At 70.4% G+C, this 15,220-nt stretch carries 15 protein-coding genes and 1 pseudogene; 13 read left to right on the forward strand and 3 right to left on the reverse strand.

Translation table 11 applies throughout. The features are described 5' to 3' along the window. Positions 1-98: 98 nt before the first annotated feature. The 11 genes from ACIRF9_RS11310 (at position 99) to ACIRF9_RS11360 (ending at position 9,540) form a co-directional block, all read left to right on the forward strand. Positions 99-182, forward strand: coding sequence for a putative leader peptide (locus ACIRF9_RS11310; RefSeq protein WP_310591794.1), 84 nt, complete (start codon positions 99-101; stop codon positions 180-182). 127 nt (positions 183-309) lie between these two features. Then, positions 310-2,007: a nitrite/sulfite reductase gene (locus ACIRF9_RS11315; RefSeq protein WP_403819272.1), complete on the forward strand. Its 1,698-nt coding sequence runs from the start codon at positions 310-312 to the stop codon at positions 2,005-2,007. Continuing rightward, entirely contained in the window at positions 2,004-2,183 is a 180-nt protein-coding gene (locus ACIRF9_RS11320; RefSeq protein ID WP_403819274.1) for a hypothetical protein, read from the forward strand. Before ACIRF9_RS11315 ends, ACIRF9_RS11320 begins: the two co-directional genes overlap by 4 nt. Beyond that, positions 2,180-2,890, forward strand: a complete 711-nt coding sequence (locus tag ACIRF9_RS11325) for a phosphoadenylyl-sulfate reductase (protein WP_403819276.1) — start codon at positions 2,180-2,182, stop codon at positions 2,888-2,890. The genes ACIRF9_RS11320 and ACIRF9_RS11325 overlap by 4 nt, the downstream gene beginning before the upstream one ends. Before the next feature lie 30 nt (positions 2,891-2,920). Next, a complete protein-coding gene (cysC, locus tag ACIRF9_RS11330) occupies positions 2,921-3,457 on the forward strand; it encodes an adenylyl-sulfate kinase (RefSeq protein ID WP_403819278.1) in 537 nt (178 codons plus the stop codon). Then, positions 3,454-4,389, forward strand: a complete 936-nt coding sequence (cysD, locus tag ACIRF9_RS11335) for a sulfate adenylyltransferase subunit CysD (protein ID WP_403819280.1) — start codon at positions 3,454-3,456, stop codon at positions 4,387-4,389. Before cysC ends, cysD begins: the two co-directional genes overlap by 4 nt. A 2-nt stretch (positions 4,390-4,391) precedes the next feature. After that, the gene (locus tag ACIRF9_RS11340; RefSeq protein WP_403819282.1) at positions 4,392-5,726 is read left to right on the forward strand and encodes a sulfate adenylyltransferase subunit 1; all 1,335 of its coding nucleotides are present in this window, start codon (positions 4,392-4,394) and stop codon (positions 5,724-5,726) included. 236 nt (positions 5,727-5,962) lie between these two features. Further along, positions 5,963-7,075, forward strand: a complete 1,113-nt coding sequence (locus tag ACIRF9_RS11345; RefSeq protein WP_403819283.1) for an aliphatic sulfonate ABC transporter substrate-binding protein — start codon at positions 5,963-5,965, stop codon at positions 7,073-7,075. 36 nt (positions 7,076-7,111) lie between these two features. Continuing rightward, a complete protein-coding gene (locus tag ACIRF9_RS11350; protein WP_403819285.1) occupies positions 7,112-7,897 on the forward strand; it encodes an ABC transporter ATP-binding protein in 786 nt (261 codons plus the stop codon). Beyond that, the gene (locus ACIRF9_RS11355) at positions 7,884-8,789 is read left to right on the forward strand and encodes an ABC transporter permease (RefSeq protein WP_403819287.1); all 906 of its coding nucleotides are present in this window, start codon (positions 7,884-7,886) and stop codon (positions 8,787-8,789) included. Before ACIRF9_RS11350 ends, ACIRF9_RS11355 begins: the two co-directional genes overlap by 14 nt. A gap of 10 nt (positions 8,790-8,799) precedes the next feature. Then, complete coding sequence (locus ACIRF9_RS11360) at positions 8,800-9,540, forward strand: sirohydrochlorin chelatase (RefSeq protein WP_403819289.1); 741 nt, start codon at positions 8,800-8,802, stop codon at positions 9,538-9,540. Between the two features lie 98 nt (positions 9,541-9,638). Here ACIRF9_RS11360 and ACIRF9_RS11365 read toward each other — a convergent pair whose 3' ends face one another. Both ACIRF9_RS11365 and ACIRF9_RS11370 read right to left on the reverse strand, forming a co-directional pair. After that, positions 9,639-10,658: a ketopantoate reductase family protein gene (locus tag ACIRF9_RS11365; RefSeq protein WP_403819291.1), complete on the reverse strand. Its 1,020-nt coding sequence runs from the start codon at positions 10,656-10,658 to the stop codon at positions 9,639-9,641. Between the two features lie 66 nt (positions 10,659-10,724). Continuing rightward, complete coding sequence (locus ACIRF9_RS11370) at positions 10,725-11,273, reverse strand: DUF1697 domain-containing protein (RefSeq protein WP_403819293.1); 549 nt, start codon at positions 11,271-11,273, stop codon at positions 10,725-10,727. A 225-nt stretch (positions 11,274-11,498) separates the two neighbouring features. On the opposite strand from ACIRF9_RS11370, the gene ACIRF9_RS11375 reads away from it, so the two are divergent. Next, positions 11,499-13,745 (forward strand): MMPL family transporter, encoded by a 2,247-nt coding sequence (locus tag ACIRF9_RS11375; RefSeq protein WP_403819294.1) that lies wholly within the window; start codon positions 11,499-11,501, stop codon positions 13,743-13,745. Between the two features lie 109 nt (positions 13,746-13,854). Further along, a complete protein-coding gene (locus ACIRF9_RS11380) occupies positions 13,855-13,962 on the forward strand; it encodes a twin-arginine translocation signal domain-containing protein (RefSeq protein WP_403819296.1) in 108 nt (35 codons plus the stop codon). A 12-nt stretch (positions 13,963-13,974) separates the two neighbouring features. On the opposite strand, the pseudogene mgt reads toward ACIRF9_RS11380, so the two are convergent. Further along, positions 13,975-15,220: pseudogene (gene mgt / locus ACIRF9_RS11385) on the reverse strand (macrolide-inactivating glycosyltransferase).

Below are 15,220 nucleotides of genomic sequence, written 5' to 3' on the forward strand. Positions count from 1 at the left end.
TGTGATCGACGACACCCTTGTCTCACATCTCGGGACAAGGGTGTCCACATGGCGGATAAAGCTGGACTGTGTCCAGATCGCCGTGACACGCTTCCGTCATGTCTGGAACTGGAATTGCCTTGGTGAGTCGACGGCACGTCGATCTCGGCCGCATGTCCAGCGCCATCTGTCCGGCGCGCTGAGTACAGCCCCAGCCCCGCCGCCCCCGTTCCAGCCTCCCCCCTGCGCAATGATGCGCACGTATGCCCTCATGCGCCCGTACGCGCAGGTAAGAGCCGCTTTCCGCCTGTCCCGAAGGACGTATTCACCATGGCCGCCACCCCGCAGAACCCTGCCGCCTCCGCGCCCCGCCGCAAGGTGAGCCGTCACCGCGGTGAGGGTCAGTGGGCCGCGGGTCACTTCACCCCGCTCAACGGCAACGAACAGTTCAAGAAGGACGACGACGGTCTCAATGTGCGGACACGCATTGAGACGATCTACTCCAAGCGCGGCTTCGACTCGATCGACCCGAACGACCTGCGCGGCCGTATGCGCTGGTGGGGCCTGTACACCCAGCGCAAGCCCGGGATCGACGGCGGCAAGACCGCGATCCTGGAGCCGGAGGAGCTGGACGACAAGTACTTCATGCTGCGCGTCCGCATCGACGGTGGCCGGCTGACCACCGAACAGCTGCGGGTGATCGGTGAGATCTCGCAGGAGTTCGCCCGCGGCACCGCGGACATCACGGACCGGCAGAACGTCCAGTACCACTGGATCCGCATCGAGGACGTCCCCGAGATCTGGAACCGCCTGGAGGCGGTCGGTCTGTCCACCACCGAGGCCTGCGGCGACACACCCCGTGTGATCATCGGCTCGCCGGTGGCCGGTATCGCCGAGGACGAGATCATCGACGGCTCCCCGGCCATCGAGGAGATCCAGCGCCGGATCATCGGCAACAAGGCGTTCTCGAACCTGCCCCGCAAGTTCAAGTCCGCGATCTCCGGCTCACCGCTCCTGGACGTGGCGCACGAGATCAACGACATCGCGTTCGTCGGGGTGAACCACCCCGAGCACGGCCCCGGTTTCGACCTGTGGGTCGGCGGCGGCCTGTCCACCAACCCCAAGATCGGCGTCCGGCTCGGCGCCTGGGTCCCGCTGGACGAGGTCACGGACGTCTACGAGGGCGTCATCTCGATCTTCCGCGACTACGGCTACCGCCGTCTGCGCACCCGCGCCCGCCTGAAGTTCCTGGTCGCCGACTGGGGCGCGGAGAAGTTCCGCCAGGTGCTGGAGGACGAGTACCTCAAGCGCAAGCTGGTCGACGGTCCCGCCCCCGCCCAGCCGGTGGAGCGCTGGCGCGACCACGTGGGCGTGCACCGCCAGAAGGACGGCCGTTTCTACGTCGGTTTCGCCCCGCGGGTCGGTCGCGTCGACGGCGCCACGCTGTCGAAGATCGCCGACCTCGCCGAGGCACACGGCTCCGGCCGGGTCCGTACCACGGTCGAGCAGAAGATGATCGTCCTCGATGTCGAGGAGGCGCAGGTCGAGTCACTGGTCGAGGCCCTGGAGGCGCTGGACCTGACCGCCAAGCCGTCGCCGTTCCGGCGCGGCACCATGGCCTGCACCGGCATCGAGTACTGCAAGCTCGCCATCGTCGAGACCAAGCAGCGCGGCTCCTCGCTGATCGACGAGTTGGAGCGCCGCATCCCGGACTTCGACGAACCGATCACCATCAACATCAACGGCTGCCCCAACGCCTGCGCCCGTATCCAGGTGGCGGACATCGGTCTCAAGGGCCAGCTGGTCCTGGACGAGAACGGCGAGCAGGTCGAGGGCTTCCAGGTGCACCTGGGCGGCGCGCTCGGCCTCGAGGCCGGCTTCGGCCGCAAGGTCCGCGGTCTCAAGGTCACCTCGGAGGAGCTGCCGGACTACGTGGAGCGCGTGCTGAGGCGGTTCCAGGACGAGCGCGAGGACGGCGAGCGGTTCGCGACCTGGGCGGCGCGCGCCGGCGAGGAGGCCCTCTCATGAGCGAGCGGGCCGCCCCCTTCTACTGCCCCTACTGCGGCGACGAGGACCTGCGTCCGAGCGAGCAGGGCCACGGCGCCTGGGAATGCGCGGCGTGCAACCGCGCATTCCAGCTGAAGTTCCTCGGGCTGCTCGCCCGGGGCGTTCAGCGCACGGAAACGGGAGGGGATCGGATATGACGACGGTTCAGGAAGGCCGTACGACCGAGGAGTTGAAGGCACTCGCCGAGCAGGCCGGCCGTGACCTGGAGGACGCGTCCGCCCTGGAGATCCTCCAGTGGGCGGTGGACACCTTCGGCAAGGGCTTCTGCGTGACCTCCTCCATGGAGGACGCGGTCGTCGCCCACCTGGCCTCCCGGGTCCTCAAGGGTGTGGACGTGGTGTTCCTCGACACCGGCTACCACTTCCCCGAGACCATCGGCACCCGGGACGCGGTCGAGGCCGTGATGGACGTCAACGTCATCACGCTCACCCCGCGGCAGACGGTCGCCGAGCAGGACGCCGAGTACGGGCCGAAGCTGCACGACCGCGACCCCGACCTGTGCTGCAAGCTGCGCAAGGTGAAGCCGCTGGAGGAGGGCCTCGCGGGATACCAGGCCTGGGCCACCGGCCTGCGCCGTGACGAGTCCCCGACCCGGGCGAACACCCCGGTCGTCGGCTGGGACGAGAAGCGGCAGAAGGTCAAGATCTCCCCCATCGCCCGCTGGACCCAGGACGACGTCGACGCGTACGTCACCGAACACGGTGTCCTCACCAACCCCCTGCTGATGGACGGCTACGCCTCCGTCGGCTGCGCCCCCTGCACCCGCCGGGTCCTGGAGGGCGAGGACGCACGCGCCGGCCGCTGGGCGGGACGCGCCAAGACCGAGTGCGGACTGCACGGCTGACCCCCCATGACACAGACATTGGAGAACCACGTGACGACCGGAGCCACCGTCTGGCTCACGGGTCTGCCGAGTGCCGGCAAGACCACCATCGCGTACGAGCTGGCCGGCCGGCTGCGTGAGGAGGGCCACCGCGTCGAGGTGCTCGACGGCGACGAGATCCGCGAGTTCATCTCGGCGGGCCTCGGCTTCAGCCGCGAGGACCGGCACACCAACGTGCAGCGCATCGGTTTCCTCGCCGAGCTGCTTGCCCGTAACGGCGTGAAGGCGCTCGTGCCGGTGATCGCGCCGTACGCGGACAGCCGGGAGGCGGTGCGCAAGCGCCACCAGGAGGGCGGGTCGGCGTACCTGGAGGTGCATGTGGCGACTCCGGTCGAGGTGTGCTCCGTACGCGATGTGAAGGGCCTGTACGCCAAGCAGGCGGCGGGCGAGCTGACCGGGCTGACCGGCGTCGACGACCCGTACGAGGCGCCCGAGTCGCCCGATCTGCGGATCGAGTCCCAGGATCAGACCGTGCGGGAGTCCGCGGCGTCGGTGTACGCCCTGCTCAGCGAAAGGGGACTGGTGTGACGACCGTCGCCACGGCTCAGGAGGGCACGGCCAGTCCGTACGCCCTCAGCCACCTCGACGCGCTGGAGTCCGAGGCGGTGCACATCTTCCGCGAGGTGGCGGGCGAGTTCGAGAACCCGGTGATCCTGTTCTCCGGCGGCAAGGACTCCATCGTCATGCTGCACCTGGCGCTGAAGGCGTTCGCCCCGGCGGCGGTCCCCTTCTCGCTGCTGCACGTGGACACCGGGCACAACTTCCCCGAGGTCATCGAGTACCGCGACCGGGTCGTCGCCGAGCACGGTCTGCGGCTGCATGTCGCGTCCGTGCAGGACTACATCGACCGGGGTGTCCTCAAGGAGCGCCCGGACGGCACCCGCAACCCGCTCCAGACCCTGCCGCTCACCGAGAGGATCCAGTCGGAGAAGTTCGACGCGGTCTTCGGCGGCGGGCGCCGCGACGAGGAGAAGGCCCGGGCCAAGGAGCGGGTGTTCTCCCTGCGCGACGAGTTCTCCCAGTGGGACCCGCGCCGCCAGCGCCCCGAGCTGTGGAACCTGTACAACGGCCGGCACGCCCCCGGCGAGCACGTCCGCGTCTTCCCGCTCTCCAACTGGACCGAGCTGGACGTCTGGCAGTACATCGACCGCGAGAAGATCGAACTGCCGGAGATCTACTTCGCGCACGAGCGGGAGGTGTTCCAGCGGTCCGGGATGTGGCTGACCGCCGGTGAGTGGGGCGGCCCCAAGGACGGGGAGACGGTCGAGAAGCGGCTCGTGCGCTACCGGACCGTGGGTGACATGTCCTGCACCGGTGCCGTCGACTCCGACGCGGTGACCCTCGACGACGTCATCGCCGAGATCGCCGCCTCCCGGCTCACCGAGCGCGGCGCCACGCGTGCCGACGACAAGATGTCCGAGGCCGCGATGGAAGACCGCAAGCGCGAGGGGTACTTCTAGCCATGAGCACGATCACCGCCGAGGAGCTCTCGGCCACCACGCTCCTGCGGTTCGCCACCGCCGGTTCCGTCGACGACGGCAAGTCCACCCTCGTCGGACGGCTGCTGCACGACTCCAAGTCGGTCCTCACCGACCAGCTGGAGGCCGTGGAGCGGGTCTCCGCCTCGCGCGGGCAGGAGGGCCCCGACCTGGCGCTGCTGACGGACGGTCTGCGCGCCGAGCGCGAGCAGGGCATCACCATCGACGTGGCCTACCGCTACTTCGCCACGGCGAAGCGGCGGTTCATCCTCGCCGACACGCCCGGCCATGTGCAGTACACCCGCAACATGGTGACGGGTGCCTCCACGGCCGAGCTGACGGTGATCCTGGTCGACGCCCGCAACGGCGTCGTCGAGCAGACCCGCCGGCACGCGGCGATCGCGGCCCTGCTGCGCGTCCCGCACGTGGTCCTCGCGGTCAACAAGATGGACCTCGTCGACTACCGGGAGGCCGTGTTCGCCGCGATCGCCGAGGAGTTCACGGCGTACGCGACGGAGCTGGGCGTCCCGGAGGTCACCGCGATCCCGATCTCCGCGCTCGCCGGCGACAACGTGGTGGAGCCGTCCGCGAACATGGACTGGTACGGCGGCCCGACGGTCCTGGAGCACCTGGAGACCGTTCCCGTCAGCCACGACCTGGCGCACTGCCACGCGCGGCTGCCCGTGCAGTACGTGATCCGGCCGCAGACCGCCGAGCACCCGGACTACCGGGGCTACGCGGGCCAGATCGCGGCGGGCACCTTCCGGGTGGGCGACCCGGTCACCGTCCTGCCGTCCGGCCGTACGTCGACGATCTCCGGGATCGACCTGCTGGGCGAGCCGGTGGACGTGGCGTGGACCACGCAGTCGGTGACCGTGCTGCTGGCGGACGACATAGACGTCTCGCGCGGCGACCTGATCGTGCCCAGCAAGGACGCGCCCGCCACCACCCAGGACGTGGAGGCCACGGTCTGCCATGTCGCCGACCAGCCGCTGACCGTCGGACACCGGGTGCTGATCAAGCACGGCACCCGCACGGTCAAGGCGATCGTCAAGGACATCCCGTCCCGGCTCACGCTCGACGACCTGTCCCTGCACCCGCACCCGGGACAGCTCGTCGCCAACGACATCGGCCGGGTGAAGATCCGCACCGCGGAGCCGCTGCCGGTGGACTCCTACGCCGACTCGCGGCGCACCGGATCGTTCATCCTGATCGACCCGGCGGACGGCACGACGCTCACCGCCGGAATGGTCGGCGAGTCGTTCGCCTCCCCCGAACCGGTCAAGGACGAGTCCGACGACGACGGTTGGGACTTCTGAGACATGAACCCGACGGATTTCTACGCGACGTTCGCGAAGGAGGGCGGCCGTGTCGGCAGCGGCGCCCTCGGCAGCGGGCAGGGCGGAGTAGCGCGATGTGTGTGTTGACGTACGCGCACCGCTTGCGCGCCCCGTCCCCCCACCCGACGTCCCGGAAGCGACGAAGACCCTTTGCCGATTACCCGGCCACGACCTGAAAGTCCGTGACCGCCGGGCCAACGAGAGGAACCCCTCCCGTGCCTGCCAACCGCTCAACGCTTCTTCGCCGCGGCCTCGCCGCCGTAGCCGCTCTCCCCCTCCTCACCCTCGCCGCCTGCGGCTACGGATCCGAGGCCAAGGACGACTCGTCCAACCAGAAGGTCGCCGCCGGCGCCGAGAAGATCGACGGTCTCGACTCCGTCAAGATCGGCTACTTCGGCAACCTGACCCACGCGACCGCGCTGGTCGGCGTGCAGAAGGGTTACTTCCAGAAGGCGCTCGGGGCCACCAAGGCCCAGTACCAGATCTTCAACGCCGGCCCGTCGGAGATCGAGGCGCTGAACTCCGGCTCCATCGACATCGGCTGGATCGGCCCCTCCCCCGCGATCAACGGCTACACCAAGTCCGAGGGCAAGAGCCTGCGCATCATCGGCGGTTCGGCCTCCGGCGGTGTGAAGCTCGTGGTCAACCCGAAGAAGATCAAGACCCTGGCGGACGTCAAGGGCAAGAAGATCGCGACCCCGCAGCTGGGCAACACGCAGGACGTGGCGTTCCTCAACTGGATCGCGGAGCAGGGCTGGAAGGTCGACGCCGAGAGCGGCAAGGGCGACGTCTCGGTCGTCCGCACCGACAACAAGGTCACCCCGGACGCCTACAAGGCCGGTTCCATCGACGGCGCGTGGGTGCCGGAGCCGACCGCGTCCAAGCTGGTCGCCGAGGGTGCGAAGGTGCTGCTCGACGAGGCGTCGCTGTGGCCCGACAAGAAGTTCGTGATCACGAACATCATCGTGTCGCAGAAGTTCCTCACGGAGCACCCGAAGGCCGTCGAGGCGGTGCTGAAGGCCTCGGTCGACACCAACAAGTACATCAACGCCAACCCGGACGAGGCGAAGGCCGCGGCCAACGCCCAGCTGAAGGTGGACTCCGGCAAGGAGCTGCCGGCCGACGTCCTGGACCCGGCGTGGAAGTCGATCCAGTTCACCAACGACCCGCTGGCCTCCACCCTCAACACCGAGGCCGAGCACGCGGTGAAGGCCGGTCTGCTGGAGGACCCGCTGCTCAAGGGCATCTACGACCTGACGATCCTCAACAAGGTCCTCGAGGCCGAGGGTGAGAGCACGGTCGACGACGCCGGTCTCGGCGTCCAGTAACCCGTAAGTCGGATGAGTTCCCAGGAGGTGACGACCATGGCCACCACCCTCGCCAAGGCGGCCGGCGCCGAGTCGGTGGAGTACGCCGCCCGCATCGAGCACGTCTCGAAGTCCTTCGCCGGGCCCGCCGGGCAGCAACTCGTCCTGGACGACATCACCCTCGATGTCGCGCCGGGAGAGTTCGTCACCCTCCTGGGTGCCTCCGGCTGTGGCAAGTCCACGCTGCTGAACCTGGTGGCGGGTCTCGACGACCCGTCGTCGGGCAGCATCACGACCGACGGGCGTCCCGCTCTGATGTTCCAGGAGCACGCCCTGTTCCCGTGGCTGACCGCGGGCAAGAACATAGAACTCGCCCTGAAGCTGGGCGGGGTTCCCAAGAACGAGCGGCGCGGCCGGGCCGAGGAGCTGCTCGAGCTGGTGCGGCTGAAGGGCTCGTACGGCAAGCGGGTGCACGAGCTGTCGGGCGGTATGCGCCAGCGTGTGGCGCTGGCGCGGGCGCTCGCGCAGGACGCGCGGCTGCTGCTGATGGACGAGCCGTTCGCGGCGCTCGACGCGATCACGCGTGATGTGCTGCACGACGAGCTGACCCGGATCTGGGCGGAGACCGGTCTGTCGGTCCTGTTCGTCACGCACAACGTGCGGGAGGCGGTCCGCCTCGCGCAGCGGGTCATCCTGCTGTCCTCCCGGCCGGGCCGGGTGGCGCGCGAGTGGACGGTCGGTATTCCGCAGCCGCGCCGCATCGAGGACGCCCCCGTCGCCGAACTGTCCCTCGAGATCACCGATGTCCTGCGTGGGGAGATCCGCCGTCATGGCCAGCACTGAGACGAAGACGACGGACGCCGGCACCGAGAGCGCCGGGCAGATCGCCTCGGTGGAGGCGGGTCTGGACGCCCTGGACACCGTGGCCGTCAGCGGCAACTCCCTGCGGCAGACGTTCACCAACAAGATCCTGCCGCCGATCATCGCCATCGCGGTCGTGATCGTGGTCTGGCAGGCGCTGATCACCTTCAAGATCGTCGACGACCCGTCGAAGCTGCCCTCGCCCGCCGACGTCGGCACCGAGTTCAAGGACGCCTGGCTGGAGGGCAAGCTCCTCGAGTACGTCTGGACCAGTGTCTCGCGCGGTCTGCTCGGCTTCCTGTTCGCGCTGGCCATCGGCACCCCGCTGGGTCTGCTGGTGGCGCGGGTGAAGTTCGTGCGGGCGGCGATCGGCCCGATCCTGTCCGGTCTGCAGTCGCTGCCGTCGGTGGCGTGGGTGCCGCCGGCCGTGATCTGGCTGGGGCTGAACAACTCGATGATGTACGCGGTGATCCTGCTGGGTGCCGTGCCGTCCATCGCCAACGGTCTGGTGTCCGGCATCGACCAGGTGCCGCCGCTGTTCCTGCGGGCGGGCCGCACGATGGGCGCCACCGGTCTGAGGGGCGCCTGGCACATCGTCCTGCCGGCCTCGCTCCCGGGCTACCTGGCCGGTCTGAAGCAGGGCTGGGCGTTCTCCTGGCGCTCGCTGATGGCGGCGGAGATCATCGCCACCTCCCCCGACCTGGGCATCGGCCTGGGCGCGCTCCTGGAGAACGGCCGCAACACCAGTTCGATGTCCATGGTGTTCGAGGCGATCATCCTGATCCTGTTCGTCGGCATCGCCATCGACCTGCTGATCTTCAGCCCGCTGGAGCGGCGGGTGCTGCGCAGCCGCGGTCTGCTGGTGAAGGGCTGAGCGACGGCGTATGCACAGGGAACCGGTTCTTCTCGTCATCGCCCACGGCAGCCGCGATCCGCGGCACGCGGCGACCGTCCACGCCCTCGTACGGCGGGTGCGGTCGCTGCGGCCCGGGCTGCGCGTGGAGACCGGTTTCCTCGACTTCAACATCCCCTCCGTTGCGGGGGTGCTGGAGTCACTGGCGGCGGAGGGCGTCCGTGACGTCATCGCCCTGCCGCTGCTGCTGACCCGCGCCTTCCATGCGAAGGCGGACATCCCGGCGGTCCTGCGGGACGCGCCGCCGCAGCTGCGGATCCGCCAGGCGGAGGTGCTGGGCCCGTCCCCGCTCCTGCTGTCGGCGCTGGAACGGCGGTTGCACGAGGCCGGCCTGAGCGCCGCCGACAAGTCCTCGACCGGGGTCGTGCTGGCCTCGGCGGGGTCCACGGACCCGGAGGCGATCGCAGTGATCGCAGCAATCGCGCGGGAGTGGCGGCACACCGGTTGGTGCGCCGTGCGGCCTGCGTTCGCCTCCGCATCCCTGCCGCGCACCGAGGACGCGGTGCGCGAGCTGCGCGAGCTGGGCTGCGCCCGGGTCGCGGTCGCGCCGTACGTCCTGGCCCCCGGCTTCCTGCCGGACCGCATCGCGCGGGGCGCGGCGGAGGCGGACGTCCTGGCCGATGTGCTGGGCCCGGCGCCGGAGGTGGCGCGGGTCCTGCTGGAGCGGTACGACGCGGCACGGCGGCCGGCGCTGACGGCGGTCGGGGCCTGACGGCTCAGTGCCCCCGCGCGCGCTGAATGATCACCGCGCCTTCACCGGTCGGGGCCTGAAGGGTCCGTGCCCCCGCGCGCTGAATGATCACCGCGCCTTCACCGGTCCGCTCGGGCCACCGCCTCGTCGGCCAGGCGCGTCAGCTCGGCCACCGGCAGGGAAGCGGGCTCCCGGCGCTCCCGGGCGAACTCGTTCGCCAGTCGTTGCAGCAGTTCGTTCAGCGGGGTCGGGACGCCGTGGAGTCGGCCGAGGAGGGCGATCTCGCCGTTGAGGTAGTCGGCCTCGATGGTGCCGGCGCCCCGGCTCAGGGACTGCCAGGAGGAGCCGCCGCCGCGCGGGACGCCGTCCAGGGGCATCAGGGTGACCTTGTCGCCGCGCACCGCACGCTGTTCCTCGGGGCTGACGTGGGCGATCCCGGCCGCGTCGAGCACGGCCGCGCCCTCCGCCCGCACCCGCGCGAACAGCGCCTGGGCCTCCGGGTCGTCGGCCGGCCCGCTCACCGCCTCCAGCGCGTTGCCCAGGTTGGACAGCAGCTTGGCGTACTGCCAGCGGGCCACGTCCTCGACGACCGGTGCCTCGAAGTGCGCCTTCTCCAGATCGGCGGCCATCTGGCGGGCCGTGTCGTCGGTGCCGTGCGGGTACCGGCCGAGGTGGAGGATGCCGGTGAGCGGGGCGCCGGCGGCGGAGACCACGCCGGGTTCGACGTGGGTGGAGGGCAGCCAGACGCAGACGCCGTAGACGTGCCGGAAGCGGCGCAGGGCCAGGCGCTGGCTCTCGACGCCGTTCTGCGCGCAGACCAGCGGCAGCCGCTCGGCGGCCGTGCCGCCGCCCTCGACCGAGGCCGGGCCCCAGGTGTGCAGCGCCGCCTCGCTGTCCTGCGTCTTCACGGCGAGGACGAGGACGTCGTCGGCGCGCAGCACGCCGAGCTCCGCCGGTCCGGCCACCACGGGCAGCCGGTGCGTCAGCTCGCCCTCCGGCACCCTGAGCCGCAGCCCGTCCTCCCGCAGCGCCGCCGCGTGCGCGCCCCGCGCGACCAGGACGACGTCCTGCCCGGCCTCCGCCAGCCGGCCGCCGACGGTGCCGCCGACCGCCCCTGCCCCGATGATGATGTAGCGCATCCTCCGAGCCTCGCACACCCACGACCGCGGTTGTACGGACAGCTCGTCAAATGATCGGGGGGATGATCAGGACTCCGTCATCTCGACGAGTTTCACGACCGTGTTCCAGTTCCTGGTCGTGGCGACGAGCCCCTTGTTCAGGCGGGGCCGGGACAGCGTCTCGGCCAGCTTGGAGCGGCCGAGGCCCTCCGGGGTGTACAGGTACAGGGCGCGGTCGCCGAGGCGGAACTCCTCGGGGAGGTGGGCGGCGCGGTCGATCTCCGCGTAGCGCTCGGCCTCGACCGGCGCGGAGAAGTAGGTGACGTGCAGTTGCTTGGCCTCGAGTTCGGCGGCCGGGAACGGACAGGCCTCCGCGACCCTCTTCAGATACGCGTGGTCGCGCACGATCACGTCCACCCCGAAACCGAAGTGCTCCTCGATCGCCCCGGCCAGCTCGGCGGCGAGGCTCTCCTCGTCGCCGTGGGCACAGGAGAAGACGGCCTGGCCGCTCTGGAGGTAGGTGCGTACGTCGCCGTAGTCGAGCCGCTGCAGGAGGGTGCGGAGGTCAGCCATCGGGACCTTCTTGGCGCCGCCCACGTTGATGCCGCGCAGCAGGGCCGCGTACGTCGTCGTCATGCGCCCACCCTAGGAGCCGAACCCTGGGTCCCGCCCCCTAGATCACAAGATAGATGTAAGGGCCCACCTCCTCCCCTGCGGTGAGGCCGGCCCGGTCCGAGGGGAGGACCCGGTCGGCCCGCACTTCACCGGGCAGCACGACGAGATGCCCTTATCCGGCGCATACCTTCGAATCGAAAGGTGGCGGCAGGGGGCTGCCACCGCTCACGAGGGGGCAGGCCCGTCATGGCAAACGGAAATACGCGGGTACGGGGCCTTGCAGCCCGGGCCGGCGGCTGGAGCGCACGCCACCGATGGGCCGCTGTCGGCATCTGGGTGCTGTTCGTCGTCCTGGCCATGGGGATCGGCTCGGCGGCGGGCACGGTCGAGGTCAAGGAGAGCGACCAGCTGGGGGGCGAGACCCACACCGCCGCGAAGATCGTCGAGGACGCGGGGATCGAGGAGCCGGCCGGGGAGACCGTGCTCCTCCAGGCGAAGGACGGGTCGCTCAAGGCCACGGACGCGGAGTTCCGGTCCGCCGTCGCCGCGGTCGTGAAGGCCGTGGAGGGCACCGGCAAGGTCACCGACGTGACCTCGCCGTACGACACGGACACGATCTCCAAGGACGGCCGCAGCGCGCTCGTCCAGTTCGACATGCGCGGCGAGTCCGAGACCGCGGGTGAGCGGGTCGAGCCGGTGCTCGAGGCCGTCGAGGGCGTACAGAAGGACCACTCCTCGCTGCGGATCGAGGAGATCGGCGGCGCCAGCATGATGAAGACGTTCGACGACGCGTTCGGCGACGACTTCCAGCAGGCCGAGCTCTCGGCGGTGCCGGTGGCGCTGGGCATTCTGCTGATCGCGTTCGGTGCGCTGGTCGCGGCGCTGCTGCCGGTGGCGCTTGCGGTCACCGCGATCATGGCGACGACCGGTCTGATGGCGATCGTCAGCCACTTCCAGCCGATGGACGACACCGCCAGCTCCGTGATGCTGTTGGTCGGTCTCGCCGTGGGCGTCGACTACTGCCTGTTCTACCTGCGCCGTGAGCGCGAGGAGCGGGCCGCGGGCCGGGACGCGGAGACCGCGCTCAGGATCGCGGCGGCGACCAGCGGCCGGGCCGTGATCGTCTCCGGTGTCACCGTGTGCGTGGCGATGGCGGGCATGCTGTTCACCGGGCTCGCCACGTTCGAGGCGATGGGCCTGGCCTCGCTGATGGTGGTGGCGGTCGCGATGGTCGGCTCGGTGACCGTGCTGCCCGCCCTGCTGTCGCTGCTCGGCGAGCGGGTGGAGAAGGGCCGTATCCCCTTCCTGCGGCGGCGCACCGGCGGGAACAACGGCAGCCGGTTCTGGTCGGCCGTCCTCAAGGGTGTGCTCGCCAAGCCCGTGCTCTCCGTCGTCGTCGCGGCCGGCGCGCTGCTCGCCGTCGCCGCCCCGGCGGTCGGCATGAAGACGCAGAACCTCACGCTGGACCAGGAGTTCGGCGACTCGCTGCCGATCGTGCAGACGTACAACCGGGTCAACGAGGCCTTCCCGGGCGGCTCCGAGCCGGCCACGGTCGTCGTCAAGGCGGACGACATCAACTCCTCCGAGGTGAAGGACGCGCTCGCCCGCTTCAAGGAGCAGGCGGTCAGCACGGGTGCCTCGCGCGGCCCGGTCGAGATCAAGCTGCACGACGCGCAGAACGTCGCCTTCGTCTACGTCCCGCTGGTCGGCGGCTCCGACCAGGACAAGGCGGGCGCGAGCCTGGACAAGCTGCGCGACGAGGTGCGGCCGGCCACGCTCGGCAAGGTCGACGGCGTGCAGGCGCCGATCACCGGACAGGTCGCGGGCAACCAGGACTTCAACGACCAGCTGGTCGGCTCGGTCGTCCCGGTGTTCGCGTTCGTCGTGGTCTTCGCCTTCCTGCTGATGCTGCTGTCGTTCCGCTCCCTGACGGTGGCGATCACCTCGATCGTGCTCAACCTGCTGTCGGTGGGCGCCGCCTACGGCATCCTCGTCGCCGTCTTCCAGCACGGCTGGGGCGCCTCGCTGGTGGGCGCGGAGGGCGTCGGCGCCATCGTCACCTGGCTGCCGCTGTTCCTCTTCGTGATCCTGTTCGGCCTGTCGATGGACTACCACGTGTTCGTGGTCTCCCGGATCCGTGAGGCACGGCTGCGGGGCCGCACCACGAACGAGGCCATCCAGCACGGCGTGGTCACCACGGCCGGTGTCGTGACCAGCGCCGCCGTCATCATGGTCGCCGTCTTCGCGATCTTCGGGACGCTGTCCATGCAGTCCATGAAGCAGATGGGCGTGGGCCTGGCGGCCGCGGTGCTGATCGACGCGACGATCATCCGGGGTGTGCTGCTCCCCGCGGTGATGGCGCTGCTGGGCGAGCGCAACTGGTACCTGCCGACGTGGCTGCGGTGGCTGCCGGACATGACCCACGACGAGTCCTCGGAGGCGATCGCGCCGACGGCGGCTCAGGACGACAAGGACGAGCGGCTGACCGTCTGATCGCGGCCGCTTCGGCGGAGGGCCCGTCGGTTCCGGGGGAACCGACGGGCCCTCCCGTGTCATCTGACCCCGCGGACCATACGCGTTGCCGACGGGGGAAGGACGACACATGGACAGACGGAGCCTGCTGAAGGGGGCGCTCGCGGGCGCGGTGGCCGGACCGGGGAGCGGCCCGATCGTCTACAAGGCGCGCATCGACACCCCGGCCTACCTCTGAGCGGCGGCCGGACTACCGCTGGGGGACGGGCAGTTCAGCCTCGATGAGGTCGGCCGCGCGGCGCGTACCGCCCTCCTCGGCCATCTCCGCCCGGACGTCCTTGAGCCGGCGGGCGACCTCGGGGTCGTCGACGAGGGCGAGCGCCGCTTGCCGCAGCGCCTTCGCGGTCGCGTCCGCCGTGTCCAGTCGCCTGGCCACCCCGAGCCCCACCAGCATGTCCGCGTTGCCGAACTGGTCCACGGCCTGCGGTACGGCGATCATCGGCGTCGCCGTGGCCAGCCCCTCCTGGCTGCCGCCCGCGCCGGCGTGCGTGACGAACAGGTCGGCCTGCTTCAGGACCGCCAGCTGCGGCACCCAGGAACGCACGTCCACGTTCTCCGGTACGGCGCCCAGCTCGTCGGCGCCGACGTGCCTGCCGATCTGGAGCACCGTGTGCCAGCCGGGCAGGTCGCCGAAGGCGCGCACGCACTCCCGGTAGAAGTCCGGCCGCTTGGTGAAGGACGACCCCAGCGACACGAGGACGACCTTCTCGGCGTCCGCGGGCCGCGTCCACTCCCCTTCGGCGGCACGGTCGCCCTGACAGGCGCCGACGAAGCGGTACACGGACCCGTCCACCCGGTCGGCGTGCGGCTGCAGTGCCCGGGGGATCAGCACGACGGAGCGGTCCGGGCGGCCGACGAAGTCGTCGTGGTGGCGGGTGATTCCGTTCTCCTCCAGCCAGGCGTGGAAACGGGCGAAGTAGGCCTTTCCGCGCTCCGTGCGCTTGGGCTCGGCCCACAGCGGTGCGCCGACCTCCTCGTCGTAGCCCTCCCAGGCGACGAGGTTGGGCGAGAGGGAGACGGCGGGGACGCCCCAGCGGTGGGCGAGGACGCGGGCGGGGTAGGCGGTGATGTCGTGCAGGACGAGGTCGGGCTCGTCCCCGTCGTAGGCCTCGGCCAGCTGGGGCAGTGCCTGGATCGCGTCGGCGAGGAAGCGCTCCACGTGGTCGAGGAGGGTGCTGCCCCAGGCGGCGGGGTCGTCGTCGGGCGAGGGCAGGGTGGAGTGCCACGGCTTGACCTCGGCGCCGGTGGCGGCGACCTTCTCGGCGAAGACGGGCGGGACGGCGTAGGTGACCCGGTGCCCGCGCGCGACGAGCTCGCGGATCACCTCCAGGCTGGGGTTCACATGGCCGTGGGCGGCGATGGAGAACATGGCGATGTGGGCGCGATCGGTCATGCCGTCGACCGTAGGCGAGACGAACCGTCTCGTGCAACGTAAT

It is taken from the genome of Streptomyces sp. NPDC096132 (assembly GCF_044763345.1).
Lineage (GTDB): Bacteria > Actinomycetota > Actinomycetes > Streptomycetales > Streptomycetaceae > Streptomyces.